Raw genomic sequence first — 26,647 nt, 5'->3', positions numbered from 1 at the left:
TAAATCAGATCTGGAGTTTATAAGTGTGTTTTTCTGCATGCCTGTTTGAGGATTAATACATCATGAAAGAGACCTGTTGCTAGTAACAGGTCTTTTGCCGAGAGGTGAGTAAAAATTAGCGTAGGCCTTTATTTTCTTCCTGCAAAACATCAAGTATAGAGTGTGGTACGGGCATTTCTTGTTGTTGTGATTGTACATATACATGTACGACTTTAAACACGATTGCTGTAGCGAGACAGGCCACCAGACATAAAATCCAGAAACCAAACGGACTGCGAATATGATGCGAACCGCAATCCGGACATGATTTTTCTGTAGAGTCGACGACTTTCTCGCAGCAGGCACATTGATATTGATAATGCATTGTTCTTCTCCCAGGATGTTATCCTTTTTATTCTTTGATCATGAAAGATGATTTAGCACCCTATCATAGGAGAGCTTGTACAGGCTTGCAATATGCGATTGTCGATAGTTACATACGATCTATATAGAATTAAAATTAATTACATGCTTGTTGCATAATCAAGAAAAAGAAAGGACCTAATGCCCACAGAATGTGCTGCATCTACAAAGCTAAACATTGCCAATCATAAACAATAAAGCCCGCTTGAAGCGGGCTTTATGTGGAAACTAATTAACTATTACTGCCCTGAACGGATGATGTAATCAAAAGCAGACAGTGATGCCTTGGCACCTTCACCGGTGGCAATGATGATCTGCTTGTATGGCACTGTGGTACAGTCACCTGCCGCAAATACACCTTTCACATTGGTTTCGTTTCGATCGTTAATCACAATCTCACCACGGTTCGTTAGCTCAACAGCTGTTTCTTTTAAGAAATCAGTGTTTGGTAACAAACCGATCTGCACGAAAATCCCCGCCAGCTCAACCACATGCTCTTCATCTGTGGCACGGTCTTTATATTTCAGACCAGTCACCTGTGAACCATCACCCAGTACTTCTGTCGACAAGGCATTCTTGATCACCGTAGTGTTTGGCAAGCTGTTCAGTTTGTCTTGCAACACCTGATCCGCACGCAGCTTGGTATCAAACTCCACCAGCGTTACATGCTCTACAATACCGGCCAGGTCGATCGCAGCTTCTACACCCGAGTTACCGCCACCGATGACCGCAACACGCTTGCCTTTGAACAGTGGACCATCACAGTGCGGACAGTAGGCTACACCACGGGTTTTGTATTCCTGCTCACCTGGAACGTTCATCTCTCTCCAGCGTGCGCCGGTCGACAGAATTACAGTTTTTGATTCCAGTTTGGCCCCGTTGTCTAACGTCACTTCCACCAAACCATTGGCTGTTTCATCCGCACCTTTGATGTTAGACACGCGTTGCAGGTTCATGATGTCGACACCATATTCACGCACGTGGGCTTCCATTTCCGCTGCAAACTTCGGACCTTGAGTTTTTTGTACAGACGTAAAGTTTTCGATGTCCATGGTATCCATGACCTGACCGCCCATACGTTCAGCCACGATCCCGGTTTTAATGCCTTTACGTGCTGCATAGATTGCAGAGGTATTCCCAGCAGGTCCACCACCGATCACCAGGACATCAAAGGCATCTTTGGCATTCAGCTTTTCCGCATCTTTGGTAGCGGCATTGCTGTCCAACTTGGCAATGATTTCTTCCAGCGTCATACGACCCTGACCGATATGCTGGTTGTCCTGGAACACCATCGGAACCGCCATGATTTTGCGTTCTTCTACTTCTTCCTGGAAGAAAGCCCCATCAATCATGGTCGCTGTAGTGCCTGGGTTATAGATGGCGATCAGGTTAAGTGCCTGAACCACATCCGGACAGTTATGGCAGCTTAAAGAGACGAACACATCAAAGTTAGATTGAACACCCAGGCTCTTGATATTCGCCAAAACTTCATCAGAGACTTTTGGTGCATAACCTGAAGTTTGCAGCAATGCCAGAATCAGCGAAGTGAATTCATGGCCCATTGGCAAGCCTGCAAAGAATACACGTGGTTCCTCACCAGCTTTTGCAATCCCGAAACTTGGCGCACGTGCATTGGTCCCGTCAAAGCGTGCAGTGACCAGGTCAGACAGTGCAGCCACTTCGGACACCAGTTCCTGGATTTTGGCTGATTTGTCAGAGCCATCCAAATTCGCCACCAGTTCAATCGGGCCTTCTAGGCGTTCTAATAAGGTTTTAAGTTGGGCTGAAGTATTTTGATCTAACATTGCTAACGTCTCCAAAGGAGTAAATGTTTATTTGATAACAGGATATTAAATGAATTGAATAAATAGGTAAAACAGTTTGTTTTTATTTTACTGATCGGATTTACAGATTTATTGAAAAATTCATCATTAATTTCAAAGTTTTATATGGGGGTGAAAGATTAATTTTCAAGTAGTTTAGAGCAAGAATAAGGATTTTCAGCTAAGATTAAAACAAGATATTTGAGACTTGAATGATGGAATTACGACGCGGTATTTATCAACATTATAAGGGACAGCTTTATCAGGTGTTCCATGTCGCCACGCACAGTGAAACTGAAGAAAAGCTGGTAGTTTATCAATGTCTTTATGGGGATTATTCAATTTGGGTACGTCCTTTAACGATGTTCACTGAAACCATTACCACCAACGATGATCGTGAAGTGGAGCGTTTTAAATTGATTCAGGCACTTTAAGCCCAACAGACTCAGGGAAGAGTGATGCAAAACTCAGATGAATTTGAAATATTCATGCAAGAATTATATGAAAAATTTCATATGCATGATCATAAGCAGGCAGATCGCCTGCACCGATACCGGAATATAGAGCCAGAATCCGGTCAATTTTTGTCTATGCTGATTCGTGCGCAACAATCGAAAAGTATTTTGGAAATTGGCACTTCTACCGGTTATTCCACTCTATGGCTGGCGGAAGCGGCTCGGCAGACTCAAGCCATGATTACAACTCTTGAAGTTGATGCAGAACGGGTTGCTCAGGCAAAGCAATATGCGACAGAAATAGATCTTGCAGATTTAATCAATTTTAAAGTGATTGATGCACAAGTTTATCTGAAGGAAGAACAGGAAATATTTGATTTTATCCTGTTAGATGCTGAACGAGATGCTTATGTCAGTTACTGGCCACATTTGAGTCGATTACTTAAAGCAAAGGGCGGGTTACTGGTAGTTGATAATGTCATTTCACATGCAGCAGAAGTCGAAGAGTTTATTGCCTTAATTCAGCAAGACCCACGTTTTATCATGAGTACTGTACCCATAGGCGCAGGTTTGCTGATGGTGGGATTTCGATAATTAGATTCGCTTTAATCCATGCAAATTTTATTAAAATGTAAATTATATTCGAGATACTTTTCTACGAATGCAGCTTTGTCTTGGCGTCTTAGTAAGTTGTCATAAATAAATTCAGGTACGGGATGATACAGCTCGGTATGACCATTACTGTATACAATTTTCAGGTGGCGGCTTGAGGGATTGTATTTCCAAGAAATCACAGTAAGCAGTTTTTGCATATGCGTTCCTCCACTGAATATTTTTTATCTTATCATTTGAACTTATGCCATATGGCTCTGCAGATGTATAGCTCAATTGTAAGAATGAGTAAGGATTATGAGAAAGCGAAGCAAAAGATATGCCTGAATTTTTAGATGATGGATCAAGAAAAAAATAGGACTGCAATATTTAAAGTCCTAACAAAATAATTTAAAAAATAAAATCCAGTATTGTGCTGAGATAAAAGTTCAAACCATAAAAAACCACGCTAAAAAGCGTGGTTTTTTGAATCAGTTCAATCTAATTAAAATTAGATTTTACCCACTAGGTCGATTGAAGGAGCAAGAGTTGCATCGCCTTCTTTCCATTTAGCTGGGCAAACTTCGCCTGGGTGAGCATGTACGTACTGAGCTGCTTTAACTTTACGAAGAAGTTCTTGAGCATCACGGCCAATACCACCAGCGTTGATTTCAACGATTTGGATTTTACCTTCTGGATCGATTACGAAAGTACCACGATCAGCAAGGCCGTCAGCTTCGATTAATACGTCAAAGTTTTTAGCAAGTGTCCAGTTTGCATCACCAACCATTACATACTGGATTTTTTTGATTTCTTCTGAAGAATCGTGCCAAGCTTTGTGAGTGAAATGCGTGTCAGTAGAAACTGAGTAGATTTCAACGCCTAGTTTTTGGAATTCAGCGTAGTTGTCAGCAAGGTCACCAAGTTCAGTTGGGCAAACGAAAGTGAAGTCAGCTGGATAGAAGAATACAACAGACCATTTGCCTTTCAGGTCAGCTTCAGTAACTTCAATGAATTTGCCGTTTTGGAATGCAGTTGCTTTAAATGGTTTAACTTCAGTATTAATTAAGCTCATCATTGTCTCCATGATTGAGGTAGTCTTTGATTTTGAATAAGAGTATCGAAATTTTGGTTGATGCTAAAATGGTATTTTTACATTACAAACATCGGAAAAACCGAATTAAGTAAAAACGCGCCACTTCGGCAAAATCGCTTTGTTCATTCAGCAGCATCAAGATGATGGCCTGAAGACAAAATTATCTCTTTTTCCTCGTGCTAGCAAACATGATGTTGAAACCAAAAAATTCAAGGGTCAATTTGGAAAAAAGCATAATTTACCCAAAATAATTTAAATATCAATTCCAAACTTAAACTGATGATTAAATCTAGTCAGGAAAATTCAAGGGTGTCATATAGATATTTTGACAGGTTTATGGCGCTGAATTGTGGGAAATCAGGCAGCCAAAGCCAATTTGTCCGGCACTTAACAGAACTACGACTATCTGAAATCTAATGAACCAAGTAAAATAAACCTTTCCGGTTTTTTGATGTGGGTATTTTCTCTGTGCAGAGTCATTTAAATGTAGATCAATGGATAATGGCGCATGACCGTCACCGTTTAAATCGACTGAAAAAAGGGAAAGACGCAGATGCCAAGCAGTATCAGGAATTATTTGAAAAATCCAATCTGAAAGTACGGCAACGGCTTGAACGTCTTCCGAACATCAAGCTGAATCAGGATCTGCCGGTTACCCAATACACTGACAAGCTGATTGCTGCGATTCAAAAGCATCAGGTGATTATTGTGGCCGGTGAAACCGGTTCTGGTAAAACCACCCAGTTACCACAAATTGCCATGCTGGCCGGACGTGGTCTGACCGGAATGATCGGGCATACCCAACCGCGTCGACTGGCAGCTCGCAGCGTATCACAGCGTATTGCCGAAGAGGTTGGTGAAAAACTTGGGGAATCAATTTCCTTTAAAGTGCGTTTTACGGAACAGGGTTCACAAGATTCAATTGTGCGTTTGATGACAGACGGTATCTTGCTTGCCGAATTGACACATGACCGCTATCTGACCAAATATGACACGATTATTATTGATGAAGCGCATGAACGTTCGCTGAATATCGACTTCATTATGGGCTATCTAAAGCAGCTGTTGCCGCGTCGTCCTGATCTGAAAGTCATCATTACTTCTGCAACCCTGGATGTAAACCGTTTTAGCAGTTACTTCAATGGTGCACCAATTTTTGAAGTGGAAGGCCGCAGCTTCCCAGTCGAGCTACGTTATCGTCCGATCTCGGAAATGAGCATTGGCGGTAGTGATGATGACGAGTTTGATGACTTTGAAGAAAATCTGCCTCGCGCTGTGGTCAAAGCAGTCGAAGAATGCTTTCAGGATGCACAGGAAAAAGGCCATCCTGAACATGCCGACATCCTTATTTTTGCCAGTACTGAACAGGAAATTCGCGAGCTACAGGAAACCCTGATCAAACATGGGCCACGCCACACGGAAGTATTAACTTTATATGCGCGTCTGGCGCTGGCTGAACAGCAAAAAATCTTTAATCCTTCTGGTGGTGGGCGACGCATTATTATTGCCACCAACGTAGCAGAAACGGCTTTAACCGTTCCGAATATCCGTTATGTAATTGACAGCGGTTTTGCCCGTATTTCGCGTTATAACTATCGTTCACGGGTGCAACGTTTACCGATTGAAGCCGTTTCTCAGGCAGCAGCCAATCAGCGTAAAGGTCGTTGTGGCCGTATTGCGCCGGGTGTCTGTATACGCCTGTATTCTGAAGATGATTTCCTCAGCCGTCCAGAGTTTACCGAACCGGAAATCAAGCGAACCAACCTGGCATCTGTAATTTTGCAGATGCAAAGTCTGGGGTTGGGTTCACTGGAGGATTTTGATTTCATCGAACCGCCAGATCACCGTTTGGTGAATGATGGCCGCAAGCTCCTCATTGAACTGGGGGCAATGGCCGAGAAAAATTCTCCTAAAACTGAAGATGATCAAGCAAATCCCTCTAAATCTCCCTTTGAGAAAGGGAGACTTCAAAGCAGTGGCTTAACCAAGATCGGTCAGCAAATGGCGAAAATGCCAATTGATCCTCGTTTAGCCCGCATGATTCTTGGTGGTGCACATTTTGGCGTGCTAAATGAAGTGCTGGTGATTGTGGCCGCACTTGCAGTTCAGGACCCGCGTGAACGCCCTGCGGACAAGCAGATGCAGGCGGATCAGAAACATGCACTATTCCGTGAAGCCGATTCTGATTTCCTGTTTTATATTAAACTCTGGGAGACGCTGCATAATAACCGCGAAAGCATGAGTGAAAATAAGCGCCGTACTTTTGCTCGTAATCACTTCCTGAGCTGGCTGCGTCTGCGTGAATGGAAGAAAACTCATGAGCAGCTGGTGGAGTTGGCTAAGGGTTTAAAACTGTCATTTAATGAAAAGAAAGCCAGTTATGAGAATCTGCACCGTGCCTTGTTGACCGGTCTGTTATCGTTTATCGCCAATAAGACCGATGAGCGTAATGTCTTTATGGCAGTACGTCAGCAAAAAGCTCGGATTTTCCCGGCTTCTACCTTGCACAAGACCAATACGCCGTGGGTGATGGCCTTTGAAATGGTCGAGACTTCCCAGGTGTATTTGCGTACCCTTGCCAAGATTGAACCGGAATGGATTCTGCTGGCCGCGCGTGACCTGCTCAAACATCATTATTTTGAACCGCACTGGTCGAAAAAAGCTGGTGTAGTGAATGCCTATGACCAGATTTCCCTGTTTGGTCTGATTATTGAGCCGAAACGCCCAATCAATTATGAAAAAGTTGATCAGGCAGCTGCACATGAAATCTTCTTGCGGGATGCTTTAACTACCGGTCATCTAGGGATTACTCCACCATTTTTAAAGCATAACTTGCTTAAACTGGAAGAAGTCGAGCGGGTAGAAGACAAGCTGCGCCGTCGTGATCTGGTTGTTGATGAAGAAACCATTTACCAGTTCTATGCTTCCAAAGTGCCGTCTGAAGTAGCCAGCCGTCGTACTTTTGAAGACTGGCGTGCCACGGTTGAGCCTCAACAGCCACGCTATTTATTTGTTGATGACGATGCGCTGTGGCTAAATGATCGTCCAACCACACAACAATTTCCGGACTATTTGCAGAATGGTAGCCTGCGTCTGGCGGCGACTTATCGCTTTGACCCGAGTCATGATGAAGATGGCGCGACAGTTAAAATTCCACTGCAAGCTTTGGCCCAGGTCGATGAAGGGATCTGGTCATGGGGAATTCCGGGCTGGCGTCTGGATCTTATTGAAGCATTGCTAAAAGCTTTGCCGAAGGACAAGCGTCGTAATCTGGTGCCGATTCCGGATACTGCACGAAAACTCATGGTAAAAGTAGATGCGCAGGATTTACAGAAACATATTTTTAGTTTCTTGGCATTCCAGCTGCGGGGCGATCAAATCACTGAGAAAGATTTCAGTTTTGACCGGGTAGATCAATATCTGTTGCCATTTATCAAAGTTACTGATGAAAAAGGCCGTGTCATTGAGCAGGGGCGTGATCTTGCTGAGTTGAAAGCGCGCTGCCGCACTGAAACGCATAGTCCGGTCAAACAGCTTAAAGGTGAATTTAAAACCTTCCCGGAAAACTTTGTATTTGAAGCTTCGCAAAAAGTCACTGGTGTCGTGGTCAAGCAGTATCAGGCGCTGGTTCCGACCAAAGCTTTTGCTGCCCTAGAGCAGAAAGATGAATCGGGTGTGGTGATTCAGACTTTCAATGATCAGGTAGAAGCGGTCAAAAAACATCGTGAAGGGGTGATCCGACTGGTGCATATGCAACTCGGAGACTTGACTCGTCAGTTAAAAAAACAGATATCGAAACCTTTGGCGCTGGCTTATTCGCCACTCGGTGATAAAGCGCAACTGGAACAAATGTTAGTTTATGCCACACTACACATGTCCATAAATGAGCTGCCTGTCAATGTGCAAGAGTTCCAAAAGCTAGTTGAAGATGTAAAAAAATCTTTCCTGACTTATGGCCAAGTTGCCCTAAAAGAGATCACGGATATTTATATCCAGTGGCAGGAAATCCGCCGGAAATTATTGGTTTTAGACCATTCTGTGTTTGAGAAAAATATCAATGATATTGAAGATCAGCTTGATTTAATGAACCTTTCTGACTTTGTATATCGTAAACCTTCCGATGTGTGGAGCGAATTTCCACGTTATTTAAAAGCCTTGATCTTGCGTTTAGAGCGCTTGCCCAATAATCTACAAAGGGACAATTCCGCCATTGACCAAATTGATCAATGGATGGAAAAATTATTCAAGTTTAAAGATGACCCTCGTCTGAAAGAATTATATTTCATGGTCGAGGAGTTAAGAATCTCATTGTTTTCACAACCGATGAAAACAAAAGCACCCGTGTCTCCAACTCGCTTGCAAAAAGTATGGGATCGTCTTGGAATCAGTTAAGATATAGGTAATTCAGATAAGGAATTTTACATGGGCATCCGCATTACGGGTACTGGCTTATTCCATCCGGAACATGTCATCACCAATGAAGAATTAGTTGAAAGTTTAAATGCTTATGTGGAACTGTTTAATCACGAAAATGCTGACAAAATCGCTGCAGGCGAAGTGGAAGCACGTCGTGGTTCTAGCGCAGACTTTATTGAAAAAGCATCTGGCGTACAACGCCGTTATGTCGTAGAAAAATCAGGTATTCTTGATCCAAAACGCTTACGTCCAAATTTACGTGAACGTGCAGATGATGAAATTTCACTGCAAGCAGAATGGGGCGTAATCGCAGCCAAGCAGGCGATGGAAAATGCCGGTGTGACTGCCGAAGACATTGATATCGTGATCTTGTCATGTTCGAATTTGCAACGTGCTTATCCTGCTGTAGCGATCGAGATTCAGACCGCTCTAGGCATCAAAGGCTATGCCTATGACATGAACGTGGCGTGTTCTGCAGCAACATTTGGTCTGAAACAGGCTTATGATGCGATCAAAGCGGGCGCGCGCCGGGTGTTATTGGTGAATGTAGAAATTACCTCTGCACATACCGATTTCCGTTCACGTGACTGTCACTTTATTTTTGGTGATGTGGCAACCGCTTCAATTATTGAAAATACTGACAGCAAAACCGGTTTTGAAATTCTGGATTCTGAGTTGTTTACCCAGTTCTCGAATAACATCCGCAATAACTTTGGTTTCTTGAATACTTCTGAAAATGCTGACATTGACGACAAACGTTTCCGTCAGGATGGTCGTAAGGTATTTAAAGAAGTCTGTCCACTGGTTGCGAAAATGATTACTGCGCAACTGGAGAAGAACCAGATTGAGCCGACAGGTGTTAAACGCTTCTGGTTGCACCAGGCCAATGCCAGCATGAATGAACTGATCCTGAAACTGGTCGTTGGTAAAGAAAATGCCAAACCTGGTCTGGTACCGATCATTCTGAATGAGTTTGCCAACACTTCTTCTGCCGGGGTGATCATCGCCTTGCACCGTAGTGCACATGAAGTTGAAGATGGTGAATACGGCGTGTTGTGCTCATTTGGTGCGGGTTATTCGGTGGGTTCGATTCTGGTCCAAAAGCGCGTAGCATAATCCGGAGTCAATAGGGAGCAAACAGCTTGCAGGTCAAACATGATGGGCAATGGATTAGACGCTTAAGTGCCTTATCCAAATTATATTTTACCCCTACCTTTTTAGGGGCAGAATATATTGATGCCAGTCGGCCTGCAATGTATGTCGGTAATCATTCCATGTACGGCATCTTTGATTCGCCGATGCTGATTGATTATCTCTATAACGAACATAAGGTGGCTGTGGTCAGTATTGCGGATCATAGCCATTTTTATGTACCGCTATGGCGTGAAGCCGTGAAAAAGTTTGGGGCAGTCGATGGCATCCAGCATTATGTACGTGCTGTGATGCAGCAGGGCTACTCCATTCTGGTGTTTCCGGGAGGCGGTCGCGAAGTACTTAAACGTCAGGGTGAACAGTATCAACTGATCTGGAAGCAACGTTACGGATTTTTAAAGCTAGCTCAGGAACTCAACTATGATATTGTCCCTTTTGCCGCGCTCGGTGGGGATGAAGTCTATGAGATCGGCTTTGATGCCAATAAGATCATCCAGCATAAATATTTTCAAAAACTTCTCAAAGTACCACAACTCAATAAATTACTACGTCAGGGCGATGTGATTCCATCTTTGCCTAAACGATTATTCCCAAAACGCCTGCCATTTTATTTTCAGTTTATGCCGCGACAATCGATTGCTCAGACTCAGGAAGAGCTGATTGCATTTCGACACAGCTTGCAGCAACATATTTATACCGGCTTGGCCGAGCTTAAGGCGCTACGTCAGCAAGACTAAAAAAGAAAAATTCTTCCTGTAAAATCTAGGCTATGATCTATTGAAATGTTCTATTTTTAGCAATGAGGATGCATGGACGGTTTTATAGTGCAAGTGATGCCATAATGTATTTTTAAGTGTTCACTGATTGGCGATCAAGGACTCAGCATGATCCAATATAAAAATAAGATGATTCTAAGATGACCGAGGTATACGTATGGAACAGGAAAGCTTGGTAGCATCTTTAAGGTTATTGGCACAACAATGTTTACGGATTTCTCCAGAGCTGAACCAGCTTTATCTTGATCAGATGGCAATAATTGGTCATCTGAATGCACAAAATTTAATAAAAATTCAGCAGGATCAGTGCCGGATTGAATTGCTGGATGGTCTGTTTTATATCCAGTTTCATACTCCCTATGCACTAGACTCTGGAGCTGCACCTGCTTTGGTTGACAGTCATTTTTATTTCCAGCAATGCAAGGCAGAAGCGCTAGAGGAATTCTTTTTACAGGATATCTATTTCCTGACCGGGGATTTAAAACCGCAGCATTCACTATATTTACGCGACAAAGCCAAACAGTTACGTCAGCTTATCCTGGCTCAGGTCTATGCTTGGGTCAATGGCCTGGAACGGGTGTCCGAATTTTTGCAGCAAATGTCGATTGTTCAAGCTGAGATTATCGACCAGCAGCTGATCAAGGCCGGGTTGTATACAGCACCTGTCATGCAAAACTTTATTCAGGATGAACAAGAGATTCCACAGCAGATTCTTGAAAGCTTGCAACAGGCTTTTTCTTTGGAGTGTCTACAGCAGGATGAATTCCTGTCGATCCAGTCATTGATGGACAGTCTGGATGAGTTCTGTTTTAGCGCCGCACAGTTTTTGCCTCCGGCACTGTTCCGGATTATGTCGCTGTCTTTTGAAGAGCGCTTTAATCTGCATGAATTGAATGATCATACTGATGATATCTGTTTGCTATATAGGCATGCTGAGGAGCAAAGTAATTTGCTCGGTTTTGTCCGATTGATGAACCGGGACGTGTGGCATCGGGATGATTTATTATCCAAACGGAATTTCCTGGAAAATCATCCGTATTTATGGCAGAAAAAAGTAGCCCGATTGCCACTATTTGATTGTCATCGTGCCGTGAACTGGATCTTCAAGCAACCGGCCGAGGTACTGGACTGGATCAGTAATAATATCCAGCATAGCAGTGTACGCGTTGCAGTAACTGCCTTAAGTTTTGTAGACAGCCATCATATTCATCCCCAGATTATTTTGGCGACTTTGCAATATTTTCAATATGTCTCGGCGCGACTGTTTATTCATAGCATGCATGAATATGCAATCCAGCATGACTGGTTTCAGCATCAGTATAATCAGGCGGTGGTATTAAAAGGCACACGCCAATCGATTGAGGATCAGCGGATTGCGATTAGCCCTTCAATTCTGTATCTGGACGAATGGATGGAGCTGCTGCGCAATGTGGTTAAAATGGATGATCAGCTGACTAAAAAGGTTTATGTGAACTTGAGCCGGATGATGCAGGCTCATATGCAGCATTTATATAAAATTACGGCGCATTTACCCGATGAGGTTCTGGTGTATATTCAGCCTCAAAGCCAGCAGAATCGTGATTTCTATAATGTTCTGCACCGCTATCGCATTCCTTTTACTGAGTTCAGGCAGCTGTTTTATTTGCAAAGCGGGCATGTACGTGAGTCGCTATTTGACAGTTATGTGCGTGACTATCTGGTAGAGTATTTTTCCAGCCATACAGAAATACCGAAAAATCTGAGCTGGACCAGTTTGTTTAATCAGGCGGTCGTCTGGCATGATCAGGTTCAAAAGCAGGAAATGATCGCCAAGCTGAAAAAACAGTTCGCACTGGTGAACTGGACACCAATCACTCAGGTTTCATTTTTACTGTATTTCAACTGGCGTTTTGAAGAACTTAAAACTTTGGATCGGATTTTAGAGGAATCTAAAATTTTCAGGAACTGTCTGGCGGCAAGCTATGCTCAGCAAATTTTGGAAGGGCAGTATGTGGCCTTTCGTATGTCTCATCCTGCTGTGCGCCTACCCTTGATCTTGGGGTGTCAATTAGTGAATGGACAGGTGATTTTTGATCAGCTGGAATATCCGAATAACCAGAAAGCAGAAGCTGAATACAGTAATATCGCCATGCATTTTATTAACTGGCTCAACTTGCAGGCCTGACAGTTCAATACAGCTTGTTTTCCGCCATGACGCTTAACTTTTCCGCTAAAAATCGTTAGGCTATAGCCGTTCTTTTACGGTATTGCTCTTATGAAACAGGAAACTGCCCTTAAGTTACTCAAAGCAGGAGAAAATGTCTTTTTAACCGGTTCTGCCGGTGCGGGAAAAACCTATACGCTGAATCAATATATTAATTATTTAAAGGCACGTAAGGTCGCCGTCGCGATTACCGCATCGACCGGTATTGCAGCCACACACATGAATGGTATGACTATTCATACCTGGGCAGGCATTGGCATTAAAGACTTTTTGTCTGAAGAAGACTTAAAGCGGATGAAAGAGCGCAAATACTTAAAAGAACATCTGGAAAATGCGCAAGTCCTGATTATCGATGAAATTTCCATGCTGCATGCCAAGCAGCTGAATCTGGTCAATCAGGTACTGAAATATTTTAAGGAAAGTGATGAAGCTTTCGGTGGCATTCAGGTGATTGTAGCGGGTGACTTTTTCCAGTTACCGCCAGTCGGTAAAAATGATGAGCGTAACCGGGATAAATTCTGCTTTATGTCGGATGCCTGGGTCGAAGCGAAGTTTCGCGTCTGTTACCTGACCGAGCAGCATCGTCAGGGAAATGATTATCTGAATGACATCCTGAACGCGATTCGTGCGCAGGCAATTAATCATGAACACCGTACTGCTTTACAGGCCACCCGACATCAAGAAATCGGCGATACCTATACGCGCCTGTATACGCATAATATGGATGTAGACAGTATTAACTATAAACATCTGAATGAAATTGACAATGATCCGCGTCAGTTTGATGCACAGTGTGATGGTAATGAAAAGTTGATCGAGACTTTAAAATCGTCAGTGCGAGCGCCTGAAGCTTTAACCCTGAAAAAACATGCCAAAGTCATGTTTGTGAAAAACAACTTTGATATGGGGTATATCAATGGCAGTCTGGGTGAAGTGATCAGTTTTGAAGAAGATGATGAATATGGCGTGCTGCCTAAAGTCAAACTGACCGATGGCACTACACTGGTGGTTGAGCCTGAAACCTGGTCGGTAGACAATGAGGCCGGTAAAACCATTGCCAGTTTTCAGCAGATTCCATTGCGTCTGGCCTGGGCGATTACCATTCATAAATCACAAGGCATGACCCTGGAAGCCGCAGAAATTGATCTGAGTCATACCTTTGAAAAAGGTCAGGGCTATGTCGCCTTATCCCGTTTGAAAAGCTTAAATGGCTTACGTTTAAAAGGTTTTAATGAGCAGGCTTTGGAACTTGATAGTCTGGCGATTAAAGCCGATCGCCGTTTTCAGGAGCTTTCTGATGAAGCTGAAGCGAATTTTGAAAATGTTGATTTGACGACGCAGCACAAAGCTTTTATCCGGCATTGTGGCGGGACTTTGAATGAAGTTGAAATCCAGCGCAATGAAAAGAAAATTTCCAAGAATGCGGGGAAACAAAGCTATGCCACTGCAACGCTAGACGAAACGCGTGAACTGTTTGAAGAAGGTTATGAAATTGCCGATATCGCGACTGAACGTGGTTTGACTCCGGCAACCATCATCAATCATTTGGGGCGTTTGCATAAAGAGCAGGGGCTGGATATCTCGCTGGCACATCCGGGTGAGGAAGTGGTGGAACAGGTGCGCAAGATTTATAAACGCCTAACCAAGCGTCAAAACTTGGAACATTTTAATGATGACGGTTCAATTAAGCTGCGTCCGATTGTGGAATTGACCACGCCTAAAATGGCTTATGACCAGGTGCGTCTGGCTCTACTATTTGTAGAATAATCATCAAAATGATGTTTAAGAGTTCTTAAGATGCACAGTTTATTCGTATACGGCACGCTTCGTCTCCAGCAACCCAATGCCCCCGTTATGGAACGGATTGGAGGAAGCTGGAAAGCTGGTTATATTCGTGGGTATTTGCAGCAGCGTGGTTGGGGTGCTGAACTGGGTAGCCCGGGTATTCAGCTCAGTGATTCGGGTGAGACTGTTCCTGGTTATGTATTCATATCCGAGAATCTTCCCCAATATTGGAATGAGCTGGATAGGTTTGAAGGTGATGAATATCAACGTATTCCGGTTAAAGTATATTTGGAAAATGGTGAGATGATAGAAAGTTTGGTCTATGCTTTGAAAGATTAGACTGGTGTGTGTCATTTATTGAATTTCTGATTTTTATCAGGTCACCGCTTTTAAAAATCATTCACTTTCCTTTGCTTGAATTTTGAAAGATCGAATTAATAAATATTCCGTTGATTTGATAGTATCTTCTGAGCAAGCCTGACGTACTGCGTTAGAGATTAGCGCAAGATAATCATCGGGCGATCTGCATATTTCCCGTTATATGATTATTTTTGAGAAATCTTTGCATACTGGTGAAGGGCGCTGATGATTTGAACATTATTGTGTACTAATCAATAAGGATAAAATCCCAGCCGCAATTAAAGGACCGACTGGAACACCGCGTAATACTGCTACACCTGCTACTGTGCCTAATAACAGTCCGGCCACTACATCTGGCTGATTGGACATCAGCTTCACTCCACGTCCTCCCAGCCAAGCGACAAAGACCCCAATCGCGATTGCCAGCAAAGACTTCCAGCTCAGGAAAGATTTGAGAATACTTTCCCCTGAAATTTTGCCACTGGCAATTGGTGTCAGAACACCAATGGTCAGAATAATAATGCCGATATTTAAACCGTGCGCCTGTACATAAGGCAATAAACTGCTGAGAGGTGTGATTTTTAAAACAATTAATACCGCTGCAGCAATGGTGACGGCACTATTGTGACTGAAAATACCGCAAGCCAGTAAAACCAAAAGAACAATCAGATTCAAATCAAGTTGCGACATAAGGGGGAGAGATAGAGTGAAAAATAAAGCTATTGTAGAGCTTTTCAACGCATGATACCTAGAAAACAGCGGAAGAAATCAAATTCAGGACTGTTTCAGGATAGAATGCACAGGTCTTCACTCGATACAGGTATAAACAGATGCTATTGGAAAAAATGTTGCAGTCACAAGGTTTCGGCTCCCGCAAGCATTGTCAGCAACTGATTAAAAATGGTGCTGTTTCAATTCAAGATGAAGTGGTTGACAATCCTAAATATAACCTGGATTTAAATCACTTAAATTTCGAGGTTTATGGGAAAAGTCATACCTATCGGGAAAAAGTGTATATCGCCTTAAATAAACCACAAGGCTATGAGTGTTCGCATCAGGCGACGCATCATTTTAGTGTATTTGACCTGTTTGATGACATTCTGCTGAATCGGGGGATTCAGTGTGTGGGACGTCTGGATCAGGATACCACTGGACTATTATTGCTGACCGATGATGGACAGTTTCTGCAAGCGCTCACCCATCCGAAAAAGCATGTCGCCAAAGTTTATCAGATGCAAACTGCGGATCCAGTCACGGATGAACAGATTCAGCAACTAGAACAAGGTGTCGAATTGAGAAATGAAAAAGGTATTTTTGCGGCTACTGAAGTGACTCGATTGGCTGAAAATCGTCTGCAAATGACCATTCATCAAGGGGTCTATCATCAAGTAAAGCGCATGCTGGCTGCCGTAGGTAATAAAGTTGAACAGCTACATCGTGCACAGATTGGTGCTTTGGCCTTGCCTGAACTGGCTGAAGGAGAATGGTTGTATTTAAATGCAGAACAGGTGGCGCAGGCCAAATTCCGCTCAGAATAATAAATTTTTTATTCGCTTGAAATGTGATGAAAAGATTAGGACTTACTTCAGGAAACAGTGATAAGTCTGAAATTCATCATCCTTGATAAATCCCATAGATTCATACAATTTATGCGATTGATAATTATTTTTTTGGGTTTCCAGGGTGATTCTTAAGGCCTGTTCATGTTTGGCAAATAAAATCGCGGTATCAATCAGTTGTTTGGCTGCGCCCTGACGCCGAAAAACCGGGGTGATATAGACATCATCCAGAATATAATAGGTCGAGCAGGCCACTGAAGAAAAACCCAGATACAGGATAATAAAGCCGGTAAAAGTATCATCTTTGGTATTAATGAAAATGACGGTTTGCCCATCTTCAAAACGCTGTTTTAAAAATTGGTAAGAGAGTTCAGGATTGGAAGACGTACCATAAAACTGTCGATATTCATCAAATAATACCGCCAGCTGATTCAGGTCTGCTGACTGGGCGCGTCGTACGAGCATTGCATACTCCATGCTAATTTTTTATTGATTATCAGCATCAAGCATAGCGAAGTTTGGGAGTGGCAGGCTTTAGAAATTGTTCGGAAATGCAACAATGTTAAATTTTGTCGCTTTCACCCAAAATGGCATTCAGTTCTTCAAATAAATCAAGATGATCATCATCCAGCTGAATCTCCTGATCATCGAGTAGATTCAGGGCAGAACTGGAAAGCGCATTTTGCTCGGTTTTCGCTTCATTTTGTTTCAGCTTGCGCAGCCGAATCAGCTGTTCCAGATTGATATTCTGATTTTCAATCGAGAAGGGGATTGATTTGGTAATCACCACTTGCTTGAAAAAAAGACGCACTGCCTGAGCTGGCGTAATCCCCAATTGCTTAAATACTGCAAAGGCTTGTTTCTTCTCTTGCGAGTCCAAGCGAATTTGATAAACTTCAGTTTTTCTCATAATATTTTTAAAGCTTTAAATTACTTAACTTTTCGCCTTTATTCTAATCAATTACGTTTGAAATTCAATCTTAAAGCAACCGATTTTAGAAAATAATCTGTAATGACAAGCGATTTACAGTGTCAATTCAAGTTGCGAGCTGAAATTCATGCTTTTCTGCGTGATCGGATCGATGAATTGAATATGTTTGGCCAATAAACTTAAAGGTGCATAAAAATCATCTTCCGCCTTGTGCGCTACCTGTGGATAAAAGGGATCATGACGGATCGGAATACCCAGATGATTCAAGTGCACCCGTAATTGGTGCTGTTTGCCAGTATGCGGTTTCAACTCATATTTAGCCCATTCTGTATTATGTTCCAGTAGGTCAATCGCCGTCTCGCTATTTGGCGTTCCGTCTAACACGTGCATGGTATAAAAGGGCTGTCCCTTTTCCATTCTTAATCGCGTGATCAATGGAAATTTTAAATCAGGATGATAGGCCGCAATCGCATGATAGGTTTTTTGTACCTGCCGTGTAGCAAACATCTGCTGATATAGGCCACGTGATTCCACGCATTTGGAAATCAGAACTACACCTGCCGTTTCACGATCTAGCCGGTGAATGGGTGTTAAATGTTCATTGCCGGTCTGCTTTTTAAGCCGAACCAATAGCGTTTCCTGCACATACTGTCCGGTCGGACTCATGGTCAAAAAATGCGGTTTATCGACCACCATGAAATGCTCATTTTCAAATAAAATCTGATGTTGAAAAGGAACATGCACTTCATGTGCCAAAAAACGGTAATAAAAACAGTGACTATTGGCCTGAAATGGACTTTCTGTGTTTAATTGATTGCCCTGAGCATCATAGACCAGACCCTCGTTGAAACGGGATTGCCATTCATCTGCTGCGATATGCGCAAATTGCGTGCATAAATAAGCAAAAACTGTCAGGGGTGCATCCGGACTGGCTGGCAAAAACACTTTACTGGCACTGACCCCATTCAGCATAGGCGGGTTAAAATCAACTGTTGATTGCATGGCAGGCAGATTAACCTCTTAAGGAACAGATGCTGTGAAAAAATACAGTTTCTCACACAGGTGAATAGGCTTTTAAAGCGTGGCGATGCTATCATATTTATTCTTTTGCATCATGTCGTGAGTAATATGCCTTATTCATTTAATGTCACTTTAAATCATGAAGACGATACCCAGAAACTGGCCAAGGTTCTGGCAGAAAATTTCCCTGCGGGAGTCGTATATCTGATCGGTGATTTAGGGGCAGGAAAAACGACGTTAACACGTTATTATTTGCAACAGCTGGGTCATAAAGGTTCAGTGAAAAGTCCAACTTATACACTGGTCGAACCCTATCAAATTAATGGTCAGGATATTTTTCATTTTGACTTGTATCGTCTGAATGATCCGTATGAACTGGAACTGATGGGAATCCGGGATTATCTGGAAACACCGAATGCGCTATTTTTATTTGAATGGCCATCCAAAGGTGGCGATGAAATTCCGCAAGCTGACCTGATTATTGAAATTTTAAAATCTGAAGATGAGCTGACCCGTACTGCAAGCCTGATTTCATCGAATCTTGCCTTACGCCAGGCTCTGGAGCGTCAATTTTCACATGTCGAATGATTTAAGTCTGCGCCGTATTCGTGCCCTTGATCCTGCACTTGCCAACCAGATTGCCGCAGGTGAGGTGATTGAACGTCCGGCCTCTGTAGTCAAGGAATTACTGGAAAACTCGATTGATGCGGGGGCGACAGAACTGATCATTCGGGTCGAACAGGGCGGCAGTACTTTAATTGAAATCATCGACAATGGACGCGGAATTCATCCTGAAGATCTAGCTTTGGCCGTGATGCGCCATGCCACCAGCAAAATCCAGAGCGCCGATGAGCTGTATGCGATTAGCAGTCTGGGCTTTCGTGGTGAGGCACTGGCGTCGATAGCAGCAGTTTCACGCCTGACCATGATCAGCAGTCAAAGTGACGAGGGCATCGGTTATCAGGTCGAAGTCAATGGCACGGCTTTTGATCATCAGGAAATTCAGGCTGTTGCGGCCTCAAAAGGGACGCATATCCGGGTTCAGGATTTGTTTTTTAATGTGCCTGCACGGCGTAAATTCCTGAAAAAACCGGGCACTGAATTTGGTCATATCGAAGAAATTGTGCGCCGTATGGCACTGACGCATTTTGATATCCGTTTTGTGCTAGAACATAATGAAAGCATCAAACTGAATTTACCCGTGGCGGATAGCGGCGCTTTGCGTTTTCAGCGGGTACAGCAATTGCTTGGCCGCCAGTTTACTGAAAATGCCTACTGGATGGATGCAGACAGTATCAACATGCGTTTGTCTGGCTGGCTTGGCCATCCTTCAGATGCACGTGCACAGGCTGATTTGCAGTATGTCTATGTAAATGGCCGGATTGTCAAAGACAAAACCATTTCCCATGCCTTACGGATGGCCTATGACGGCATCCTGCATGGGCATCAGCATGCGGCTTATTTACTGTTTTTAGAAGTTGATCCAGAAAATGTGGATGTAAACGTCCATCCGACCAAGCATGAAATTCGCTTCCTGAATCAACGTGAAGTACATGAGTTCGTACGGCATTATGCCAAAGAAACGTTGGCACAATTCCAGACCGCAACTGCAGATTTAGCCGAGGCAATGAAACAGGATGAGCAGCCTGGCTTGACGGCCCCGCAACCGCGTTATCAGGAACAGTTCAGCCTGCATCAGACTGCGCATTCTCAGCCACAGGTGGTGAGAACGACATCTGCCTTAAGTGAAAATGAAACTTCAGATGTGCTGACCGATTTTGCATCTTCAGGTCCACAAACAGTGCATTATTCCCAAGATTACCGTAAATCTTATTCTGGTTCACAGCAGCTGAATAATGCCTTGCAAAGTTATTTAGCACCGCTCAGAGAAAGTTCGGAAACCGAAATATTCAGCCCTGAGCAGTCTTTTCAGACACATGTAAACACTAAAGTGGATGAGCATCCATTGGGCATTGCTATTGCCCAGTTACATGGCATTTATATTCTGGCGCAAAATACCGAAGGTCTGATTATTGTGGATATGCATGCGGCGCATGAGCGTATTGTCTTGCAGCAAATGAAATCGGCTTGGGATAAACCTGAATTCTGGACATCACAGCAATTGCTCATTCCAAAAGTCGTGAATATTAGCCGGATGCAGGCCATGCGTGTCGAAGAGCTGAAAGAGCAGTTGGCACGTTTGGGGCTGGAAATCGATCAGTATGGTGATGAGCAAGTTATCGTACGTGGTGTACCGGCTATTCTACACAAGGCCGATTTCGATGCCCTGATTCCTGAATTATTGAATGATTTAGATCCGGGGGATCAAGCACAAAGCCTATTGCAGAAGCGTGACCAAATTTTGGCGGGAATGGCCTGTCATGGTGCAGTGCGAGCGCATCGTATCCTAAGTTTGTCTGAAATGAATGCTTTATTACGGCAGATGGAACAAACCGAATTTGCCAGTCAATGTAATCATGGCCGTCCGACTTGGCGCGCCTTTCCATTGGCTCAACTAGATAAACTTTTTGCTCGAGGAGAGTAGTTTTACATGTCCAATCAATTGCCGGTCATCAATTTAATGGGGCCAACTGCAAGTGGTAAAACCGCTTTGGCATGTGAACTGTATGAGCAAGGAAATTTTGAGCTGATTTCGGTCGATTCTGCGTTGGTTTATCGGGAAATGGACATTGGTACAGCCAAACCTTCTAAAGAGGAATTGGTGCGCTATCCGCATCATCTGATTGATATTATCAGTCCACTTGAAGTGTATTCTGCGGCAAACTTTGTCGAAGATGCTTGCCGTTTAATTGATGATATTCATGCCCGTGGTAAGACTCCGATCCTAGTCGGTGGCACCATGCTGTATTTTAAGGCCTTGCTTGAAGGTTTGTCAGATAACCTACCACGTGCAGATTATGCTATACGGGCAGAGATTGAGGCGAAAGGTGAGCAGGAGGGTTGGGAAGCGGTTTATGCAGAATTATGCGCAGTTGATCCGATTGCCGGGGAAAAATTCAAGGTCAGTGACAAGCAGCGCATTATTCGGGCCTTGGAAGTTTTTAAATTGACTGGTGAGCCGATTACAAAACTACAGGCAGAACAACCTAAAAACTTACCATATCGTTACAGTTTCCATAATTATGCGCTGATGCCAGATCGGTTAGAATTACATGGGCGTATTGAACAACGTCTGGAAATTATGTGGAAAAGCGGTTTTTTAAATGAAGTTGTGAATTTAATTGAAAAATACGATTTTAATGAAAATTTACCTTCTATGCGTTCAGTGGGTTATCGTCAGGCTATAGAATTCTTAAAAAATGCTGATAAAACCAAGGAAAAGCAACGGGAAATGGAGGATAAAGCTTTATTTGCGACACGACAACTTGCAAAACGTCAATATACGTGGTTAAAGTCTTTGCAAGAAAAGCATAAATTTACAACATATTTTACGCTACAGCAGGCTCAAGAAGACTTGCGAAACTGTTACGGATAAAGCAAAATTTAGGGACTATCTTTTTTATAATTTTTAATTGAAAAATAGAGATAGTTTTTGCGCTGATTTTTAATTTTTTTGGAGTTATAACATGTCTAAAGGTCAAACTTTACAAGATCCATTCTTGAATTCTCTCCGTAAGGAACGTATCCCAGTATCTATCTTCCTGGTAAACGGTATTAAATTACAAGGTCATATCGAATCTTTTGACCAATACGTGGTTTTATTAAAAAATACAGTAAGCCAAATGGTTTATAAGCATGCAATTTCAACTGTAGTACCTGCACGTAATCCACGTCCTGCTGGCGCGCCTGCTGGTCCACAAGGTGCGGGCTTCGGTGGTCAAGGTGCTGCAGGTGGCTTTGGTGGCGGTCAAGGTGCTGGCGGCTTCGGTGGTCAAGGTGGCTTTGGCGGTCAAGGCGGCGGCTTCGGTGGTCAAGGCGGTGGCTTCGGCGGTCAAGGCGGCGGCTTCGGTGGTCAAGGTGGCTTTGGCGGTCAAGGCGCTGGCTTCGGTGGTCAAGGCGGCTTCGGTGGTCAAGGTGCTGGCTTTGGTGGTCAAGGCGCTGGTTTTGACAACGATACTAAATTTGAAGACTCTTCAGACGATGAAAACAATCGTTAATCGAGTTTGAAAATTGAAAAAACCTCTCAATGAGAGGTTTTTTTATATCTGTAAGTTTTAAGTTGTTTAAATAAAAAGCCAACGAGATGTCGTTGGCTTTTTAGCATTCCGGTAAGGCTTAACGGTTACGTTTAGGATCCAGTTGAGGATCTTTGATTTCTACATAAGCATTATTGCGCGTTTCACGTAACCAGCTATCTAATTCGGTATCAAATTGACGTTCACCAAGCAATTGGCGAGCCATACGTTCCTGATATTCCTGTGTCATATCTTGTTGGCGTGTTTCACTCACTTGCAGAATATGCCAGCCAAACTGGGATTGAAATGGTTTACTGAACTGACCTACTGGGGTGCTTTTCATCTGCTGTTCAAATTCAGGTACCATTACCCCTGGGCTAACCCAGCCAAGACTTCCGCCATCACGAGCCGAGCCAGTATCATTGGAGAACGTTGAAGCTAAAACAGTAAAATCTTCACCTTGTTTGAGGCGGTTATACAGACTGTCAATCATTTGTTTGGCATTTTCAGGACTGACCACTTCAGACGGTTGAATCAGAATGTGTCGTGTTAAATATTGAGGAACAAGGGCTTTCTGTTCGCCACCTTTACGTTCCAAGAGCTTCAGAACATGTACACCATCAGCGACAGGAATCAGTTCAGAAGTTTGACCTGGTTGCAGGGTGGTCACGCGTGCAGCCAGTTCTGCTGGAATTTCTGACAGGTTTCTCACACCCATATCAGCAGCTTCGACTTTAACGCCGCCAGTGCTGTACTTTTTGCTGATCGCCTGAATGTCATTGCTGCTATTTAATTCTTGCTTTACCTTTGTTGCAATTTGTTCAGCATTTTCACCGCTTACCCGTAAATGCAGTACATGGACCTGACTGCCAAGCAAAGCTTGACCTTGCGGGGTATTTAGGAAGTTTTTAACATCTTGATCTGTAATTTGAATACGTGAAGTCACGATTTGTTGACGTAAACGATTCAGTGCTAAATCTTCAGCGATACGGTTACGTAAAGAAGCATAGGTATTGGGCGCCATGGCATCCAGTTTCTGCTGGAATGCTTCCAGACTCGGTGAACCAGAATCACGGGCAACTTTCAGGACGGCTTCATTTAAAGCTTTTTCATCTGGACGAATATTATAACGTTTAACTTGTTCAAGCTGTGCCTGACGAATAATTAGTTGCTCTAAGGCTTGTTGCTCAAGATATTGTTGTGGTGGAACTGTCTTTTTCTGTTTTTGCAGCTGATGTGAGATTTCGGCTACACCTTGAGCCAGGTCACTACGTAGAATGATACTATTGTCGACTACAGCTACAACTTCATCTTTAGGTTGGGCAACAGCAAAAGTCGTCATCGCTGAAGAAAGGCATAGCGCAAGTGCGGTTGCTTTAAAAATTTGTTTTAACTGTTTTGTCTTCATTAACGTTCTGTCCAAGTTTGATTGATATTGTTAAAACCTAGAATACGATTTTCTAGTAATGAGGTGAGTTTGCTGCTTAACCCACCTAAGCCTTTCAGGCTGACTTCGGCCATAATAGCGCGTTTGGCTTTGACGCTTGAATCATTAACGTCGTCTAAGTCATTGTAATATGAGCGACCGTAAACAGAAACTCCCCAACAGCATGACTCATAGTTCACGCCAAGTAAATATTCCCGTGCGACACTATTGTCGAGGTCAAACTGGGCATGTCCAACCAGACGCCAGTTGTTGGCAATCGGCTGGATAAATGAACCCACCACATGATCATAGCTCTTTTGACGGTTCGGAATATCTTTGCGATAGAAATAGCCTAGGTTATAAAGATTGCCTTGCTCACCGGTATAATAAACCTGCAAATCTCGTTGGGCATTCGATCCATTCGACATCCAGCTTGAGTTCAGATTAACGTGAACATTATTTGACAGCTGGCTGGTCAGTTGAATTACAGGGCCAGTATGACTTTCACGGTCGAATTCATCTGCATCATTTTCCAACGTTACACGGCGATCTTCAAAGAAAAAGCTCTGTCCAACGCTGGCACGCAGGCGCTCCAGACCTTCTTCATTAAATAGGCTATAGCTCAGACCTAAGGAGGCAAAGTTATTGTCTTCCAGGCGGTCATTACCATAAAAGCGACGCGCACTGAAAAGTTGATCATAATTAATCGAAGCGACGACTGAATCAAAGTTTGGCTGATTCTGCTGGTTCTCATAAGGTGAATACGCATAGAACAGACGAGGCGTTAAGGTCTGTAGATACGTACCTTCTTTTTCAAAAATTAAGCCGGTGTCCAGCGTGAATTGTGGCACCACAATTGAATTATTTTCACTAGACGCGCTACGGCTTTGGGTTTTTTCATCATAGAAAGTATTGATGTTGCGTACAGTCGCCTGAGGAATAAAGAATGACCACGGGGTAAAATGATTATAACGCACGGAAAAGTCATTATAGATCCGTGTACCACTCGGTTGATATACCTTCTCACCCGTTGGGTCAGTATCAGCGAAATTTCTCAGATCCTTCTGGAAATATGCTGTGTCGTTATTAAACTCAAGTTGTAATCCCAATGGATTGCCAGTTTTGTAATTGACTAAAAGCTGTGGCAAACGTGCATAAGGACGGTCTTCATCCAGTACAGTTGGATCTAGGGTTTGGAAGTCTTCGACTTTGAATTGTGCCTTTAAGCCAGGAATACCATTTTTATAATTGACTTCCCAGGCACGGCGTAAGTTCAGGTCAGTTTTAGAGTTCGGGTTATTGTCCAGATCGGCAAAGTAATCTTTGTCTGAAGCGTAGTTATATTCAAGGTTGGTGGAAAGCTGATTATTGATCTGCCAGTTATGTAAGAAATGCAGGCTTTTACGGTCTTCGTCGCTATAGCTTTCATCGGAAGGTAAATAACCTCCCCAAATACGGCCTTCACCATAATTCTCAGTCAGATAACGGAACTCGCCATCCAGCATTACCCCACGATCGCCAATATAACGCGGCGTAATTGTCGCATCATATTGTGGTGCTAAATTCAGGTAAACCGGAACACCCAGTTCCAGACCACCATCATTGGTAAAGCCAAATGTCGGCGTCAGAATACCGGTAGTGCGGCGGTCATCAATCGGGAAGTTGAAATAGGGAACCGCTAAAACCGGAACATCTTTAACATACAACTTGGTATTCCGGGTTTCACCCCGTCCGGTTTCCTGATTCAGCTTGATCTTTTCTGCCTGGATTTTCCAAGTCGGTTTTTGCTCAGGTGGACAGGTGGTATAGGTGGCATTTTCCAGTTCTACCGTCTCGGTCGAGGTTCTGGCGATCTTTTCTGCCCGACCATGCGCATGTTGCTGCTCGGCAATATAGAAGCTGTTATTTAGGTCGCCTTCTTGGGTCTTTAAATTATAATTAATATCATCACTTTGTGAGAGCAGGCCACCCTGAGCAAGTTGTACCCGACCTTCTGCTTTGGCATAGGTCTGGGTTTGATCAATCGTTACGCGTTCAGCACGAATCTGGCGACCTTGCTGGTCAATAATGACATTGCCTTCTAAATAAGAGTCACCTGCTGGATTGTAGTGACCATAATCTGCAGTAATGGTGGATGTAGCTTGATCTGGCGCAACGGTTGCTGCATCTGGGGCAATCGGGGTCACCCAGGTGCCTTCACAATAAGCTGAACTTAAGTATTTTTCCTGCCGCTGCTGTGCCTCAGCTGAGGATTTGTCGACATAGTATTGCGAAAAGAATGCTTCACCTGGATAGGTCTCATTTATGCGCTGTTTGAGTTGTTCTGCATTTACATCGGACGAGACATTTGATGCAGCATAGCCGGAGGCTGAGCTGCCACATAAAAGGGTTAAGATCGCAGTCGCTAGAGGATTTATTTTAAAGTGATGCTTCATTTGTCTCATTAACCAATCATGCTTTTATCGCAATTAATTATTGTCGCATCATAGAGAAAAAGTTGATAAGTAGCTACACTT

At 43.4% G+C, this 26,647-nt stretch carries 23 protein-coding genes; 13 read left to right on the top strand and 10 right to left on the bottom strand.

Features of this window, described 5'->3' with window-relative positions; all coding sequences use genetic code 11:
* Positions 1–115: 115 nt before the first annotated feature.
* Positions 116–364, bottom strand: a complete 249-nt coding sequence (locus F894_RS14950; RefSeq protein WP_005247357.1) for a hypothetical protein — start codon at positions 362–364, stop codon at positions 116–118.
* A gap of 277 nt (positions 365–641) precedes the next feature.
* Positions 642–2,207: an alkyl hydroperoxide reductase subunit F gene (gene ahpF / locus F894_RS09915; RefSeq protein ID WP_005247356.1), complete on the bottom strand. Its 1,566-nt coding sequence runs from the start codon at positions 2,205–2,207 to the stop codon at positions 642–644.
* Between the two features lie 233 nt (positions 2,208–2,440).
* On the opposite strand from ahpF, the gene F894_RS09910 reads away from it, so the two are divergent.
* Both F894_RS09910 and F894_RS09905 read left to right on the top strand, forming a co-directional pair.
* Complete coding sequence (locus F894_RS09910; protein WP_034438283.1) at positions 2,441–2,659, top strand: DUF1653 domain-containing protein; 219 nt, start codon at positions 2,441–2,443, stop codon at positions 2,657–2,659.
* 24 nt (positions 2,660–2,683) lie between these two features.
* On the top strand, positions 2,684–3,274 hold the full coding sequence (locus tag F894_RS09905; RefSeq protein WP_005247346.1) for an O-methyltransferase: 591 nt from the start codon (positions 2,684–2,686) through the stop codon (positions 3,272–3,274).
* 11 nt (positions 3,275–3,285) lie between these two features.
* Here the strand turns inward: F894_RS09905 and F894_RS09900 are convergent, their stop codons facing one another.
* Together F894_RS09900 and ahpC are read right to left on the bottom strand one after the other, a co-directional pair.
* Positions 3,286–3,492: a KTSC domain-containing protein gene (locus F894_RS09900; RefSeq protein ID WP_004278917.1), complete on the bottom strand. Its 207-nt coding sequence runs from the start codon at positions 3,490–3,492 to the stop codon at positions 3,286–3,288.
* Between the two features lie 290 nt (positions 3,493–3,782).
* Positions 3,783–4,346: an alkyl hydroperoxide reductase subunit C gene (gene ahpC / locus F894_RS09895; protein WP_004278916.1), complete on the bottom strand. Its 564-nt coding sequence runs from the start codon at positions 4,344–4,346 to the stop codon at positions 3,783–3,785.
* A gap of 489 nt (positions 4,347–4,835) precedes the next feature.
* On the opposite strand from ahpC, the gene hrpA reads away from it, so the two are divergent.
* The 6 genes from hrpA to F894_RS09865 all read left to right on the top strand — a co-directional run bounded on the left by hrpA (position 4,836) and on the right by F894_RS09865 (position 15,038).
* Positions 4,836–8,759 carry an ATP-dependent RNA helicase HrpA gene (gene hrpA, locus F894_RS09890; RefSeq protein WP_034438478.1) on the top strand — a complete coding sequence of 1,308 codons (3,924 nt, stop codon included), beginning with the start codon at positions 4,836–4,838 and terminating at the stop codon, positions 8,757–8,759.
* Between the two features lie 30 nt (positions 8,760–8,789).
* A complete protein-coding gene (locus F894_RS09885; protein ID WP_005247344.1) occupies positions 8,790–9,899 on the top strand; it encodes a beta-ketoacyl-ACP synthase III in 1,110 nt (369 codons plus the stop codon).
* Between the two features lie 26 nt (positions 9,900–9,925).
* The gene (locus tag F894_RS09880) at positions 9,926–10,672 is read left to right on the top strand and encodes a 1-acyl-sn-glycerol-3-phosphate acyltransferase (RefSeq protein WP_005247343.1); all 747 of its coding nucleotides are present in this window, start codon (positions 9,926–9,928) and stop codon (positions 10,670–10,672) included.
* Between the two features lie 196 nt (positions 10,673–10,868).
* On the top strand, positions 10,869–12,875 hold the full coding sequence (locus F894_RS09875; RefSeq protein ID WP_005247342.1) for a hypothetical protein: 2,007 nt from the start codon (positions 10,869–10,871) through the stop codon (positions 12,873–12,875).
* A 90-nt stretch (positions 12,876–12,965) separates the two neighbouring features.
* On the top strand, positions 12,966–14,681 hold the full coding sequence (locus F894_RS09870; RefSeq protein ID WP_005247341.1) for an AAA family ATPase: 1,716 nt from the start codon (positions 12,966–12,968) through the stop codon (positions 14,679–14,681).
* A 30-nt stretch (positions 14,682–14,711) separates the two neighbouring features.
* Positions 14,712–15,038, top strand: coding sequence for a gamma-glutamylcyclotransferase family protein (locus tag F894_RS09865; protein ID WP_005247340.1), 327 nt, complete (start codon positions 14,712–14,714; stop codon positions 15,036–15,038).
* 258 nt (positions 15,039–15,296) lie between these two features.
* Here F894_RS09865 and F894_RS09860 read toward each other — a convergent pair whose 3' ends face one another.
* Positions 15,297–15,749 carry a DUF441 domain-containing protein gene (locus F894_RS09860; protein ID WP_004645490.1) on the bottom strand — a complete coding sequence of 151 codons (453 nt, stop codon included), beginning with the start codon at positions 15,747–15,749 and terminating at the stop codon, positions 15,297–15,299.
* Between the two features lie 140 nt (positions 15,750–15,889).
* On the opposite strand from F894_RS09860, the gene F894_RS09855 reads away from it, so the two are divergent.
* A complete protein-coding gene (locus tag F894_RS09855) occupies positions 15,890–16,597 on the top strand; it encodes a pseudouridine synthase (protein WP_005247338.1) in 708 nt (235 codons plus the stop codon).
* A 42-nt stretch (positions 16,598–16,639) separates the two neighbouring features.
* Here the strand turns inward: F894_RS09855 and F894_RS09850 are convergent, their stop codons facing one another.
* The 3 genes from F894_RS09850 to F894_RS09840 form a co-directional block, all read right to left on the bottom strand.
* Positions 16,640–17,083 carry a GNAT family N-acetyltransferase gene (locus F894_RS09850; RefSeq protein ID WP_004278907.1) on the bottom strand — a complete coding sequence of 148 codons (444 nt, stop codon included), beginning with the start codon at positions 17,081–17,083 and terminating at the stop codon, positions 16,640–16,642.
* Positions 17,084–17,180: 97 nt separating this feature from the next.
* Entirely contained in the window at positions 17,181–17,528 is a 348-nt protein-coding gene (locus tag F894_RS09845; protein WP_004645487.1) for a type II toxin-antitoxin system RelB/DinJ family antitoxin, read from the bottom strand.
* A gap of 114 nt (positions 17,529–17,642) precedes the next feature.
* Positions 17,643–18,551: a pseudouridine synthase gene (locus F894_RS09840; protein ID WP_005247337.1), complete on the bottom strand. Its 909-nt coding sequence runs from the start codon at positions 18,549–18,551 to the stop codon at positions 17,643–17,645.
* A gap of 126 nt (positions 18,552–18,677) precedes the next feature.
* Here F894_RS09840 and tsaE point away from each other — a divergent pair, with 126 nt between their 5' ends.
* From tsaE to hfq, 4 genes are all read left to right on the top strand, one after another.
* Positions 18,678–19,157 carry a tRNA (adenosine(37)-N6)-threonylcarbamoyltransferase complex ATPase subunit type 1 TsaE gene (tsaE, locus tag F894_RS09835; protein ID WP_005247333.1) on the top strand — a complete coding sequence of 160 codons (480 nt, stop codon included), beginning with the start codon at positions 18,678–18,680 and terminating at the stop codon, positions 19,155–19,157.
* Positions 19,147–21,114: a DNA mismatch repair endonuclease MutL gene (gene mutL, locus F894_RS09830; protein WP_005247332.1), complete on the top strand. Its 1,968-nt coding sequence runs from the start codon at positions 19,147–19,149 to the stop codon at positions 21,112–21,114. Before tsaE ends, mutL begins: the two co-directional genes overlap by 11 nt.
* Before the next feature lie 6 nt (positions 21,115–21,120).
* Complete coding sequence (gene miaA / locus F894_RS09825; protein WP_005247331.1) at positions 21,121–22,065, top strand: tRNA (adenosine(37)-N6)-dimethylallyltransferase MiaA; 945 nt, start codon at positions 21,121–21,123, stop codon at positions 22,063–22,065.
* A 91-nt stretch (positions 22,066–22,156) separates the two neighbouring features.
* On the top strand, positions 22,157–22,687 hold the full coding sequence (gene hfq / locus F894_RS09820) for an RNA chaperone Hfq (RefSeq protein ID WP_005247329.1): 531 nt from the start codon (positions 22,157–22,159) through the stop codon (positions 22,685–22,687).
* A 118-nt stretch (positions 22,688–22,805) separates the two neighbouring features.
* Here the strand turns inward: hfq and F894_RS09815 are convergent, their stop codons facing one another.
* Together F894_RS09815 and F894_RS09810 are read right to left on the bottom strand one after the other, a co-directional pair.
* Positions 22,806–24,113: a peptidylprolyl isomerase gene (locus F894_RS09815; RefSeq protein WP_005247328.1), complete on the bottom strand. Its 1,308-nt coding sequence runs from the start codon at positions 24,111–24,113 to the stop codon at positions 22,806–22,808.
* A complete protein-coding gene (locus F894_RS09810) occupies positions 24,113–26,566 on the bottom strand; it encodes an LPS-assembly protein LptD (protein WP_004278895.1) in 2,454 nt (817 codons plus the stop codon). Before F894_RS09810 ends, F894_RS09815 begins: the two co-directional genes overlap by 1 nt.
* Positions 26,567–26,647: the final 81 nt, after the last annotated feature.

This window comes from Acinetobacter sp. CIP 51.11 (genome assembly GCF_000369665.1).
GTDB classification, from domain to species: Bacteria; Pseudomonadota; Gammaproteobacteria; order Pseudomonadales; family Moraxellaceae; genus Acinetobacter; species Acinetobacter lwoffii_S.
The sequence above is the reverse complement of the archived record's forward strand: the minus strand, read 5'-3'. Positions and strand labels throughout refer to the sequence as shown.

Bases quoted from the DNA above. Each gene is read 5' to 3' on its own strand.
- F894_RS09850 (WP_004278907.1), bottom strand. From the start codon at position 17,083: ATGCTCGTACGACGCGCCCAGTCAGCAGACCTGAATCAGCTGGCGGTA.
- mutL (WP_005247332.1), top strand. From the start codon at position 19,147: ATGTCGAATGATTTAAGTCTGCGCCGTATTCGTGCCCTTGATCCTGCA.
- tsaE (WP_005247333.1), top strand. From the start codon at position 18,678: ATGCCTTATTCATTTAATGTCACTTTAAATCATGAAGACGATACCCAG.
- F894_RS09860 (WP_004645490.1), bottom strand. From the start codon at position 15,749: ATGTCGCAACTTGATTTGAATCTGATTGTTCTTTTGGTTTTACTGGCT.
- F894_RS09845 (WP_004645487.1), bottom strand. From the start codon at position 17,528: ATGAGAAAAACTGAAGTTTATCAAATTCGCTTGGACTCGCAAGAGAAG.
- F894_RS14950 (WP_005247357.1), bottom strand. From the start codon at position 364: ATGCATTATCAATATCAATGTGCCTGCTGCGAGAAAGTCGTCGACTCT.
- F894_RS09870 (WP_005247341.1), top strand. From the start codon at position 12,966: ATGAAACAGGAAACTGCCCTTAAGTTACTCAAAGCAGGAGAAAATGTC.
- F894_RS09905 (WP_005247346.1), top strand. From the start codon at position 2,684: ATGCAAAACTCAGATGAATTTGAAATATTCATGCAAGAATTATATGAA.
- F894_RS09875 (WP_005247342.1), top strand. From the start codon at position 10,869: ATGGAACAGGAAAGCTTGGTAGCATCTTTAAGGTTATTGGCACAACAA.
- F894_RS09910 (WP_034438283.1), top strand. From the start codon at position 2,441: ATGGAATTACGACGCGGTATTTATCAACATTATAAGGGACAGCTTTAT.
- hfq (WP_005247329.1), top strand. From the start codon at position 22,157: ATGTCTAAAGGTCAAACTTTACAAGATCCATTCTTGAATTCTCTCCGT.
- F894_RS09855 (WP_005247338.1), top strand. From the start codon at position 15,890: ATGCTATTGGAAAAAATGTTGCAGTCACAAGGTTTCGGCTCCCGCAAG.
- ahpC (WP_004278916.1), bottom strand. From the start codon at position 4,346: ATGAGCTTAATTAATACTGAAGTTAAACCATTTAAAGCAACTGCATTC.
- miaA (WP_005247331.1), top strand. From the start codon at position 21,121: ATGTCCAATCAATTGCCGGTCATCAATTTAATGGGGCCAACTGCAAGT.
- F894_RS09815 (WP_005247328.1), bottom strand. From the start codon at position 24,113: ATGAAGACAAAACAGTTAAAACAAATTTTTAAAGCAACCGCACTTGCG.
- F894_RS09810 (WP_004278895.1), bottom strand. From the start codon at position 26,566: ATGAAGCATCACTTTAAAATAAATCCTCTAGCGACTGCGATCTTAACC.
- ahpF (WP_005247356.1), bottom strand. From the start codon at position 2,207: ATGTTAGATCAAAATACTTCAGCCCAACTTAAAACCTTATTAGAACGC.
- F894_RS09865 (WP_005247340.1), top strand. From the start codon at position 14,712: ATGCACAGTTTATTCGTATACGGCACGCTTCGTCTCCAGCAACCCAAT.
- F894_RS09885 (WP_005247344.1), top strand. From the start codon at position 8,790: ATGGGCATCCGCATTACGGGTACTGGCTTATTCCATCCGGAACATGTC.
- F894_RS09840 (WP_005247337.1), bottom strand. From the start codon at position 18,551: ATGCAATCAACAGTTGATTTTAACCCGCCTATGCTGAATGGGGTCAGT.
- F894_RS09900 (WP_004278917.1), bottom strand. From the start codon at position 3,492: ATGCAAAAACTGCTTACTGTGATTTCTTGGAAATACAATCCCTCAAGC.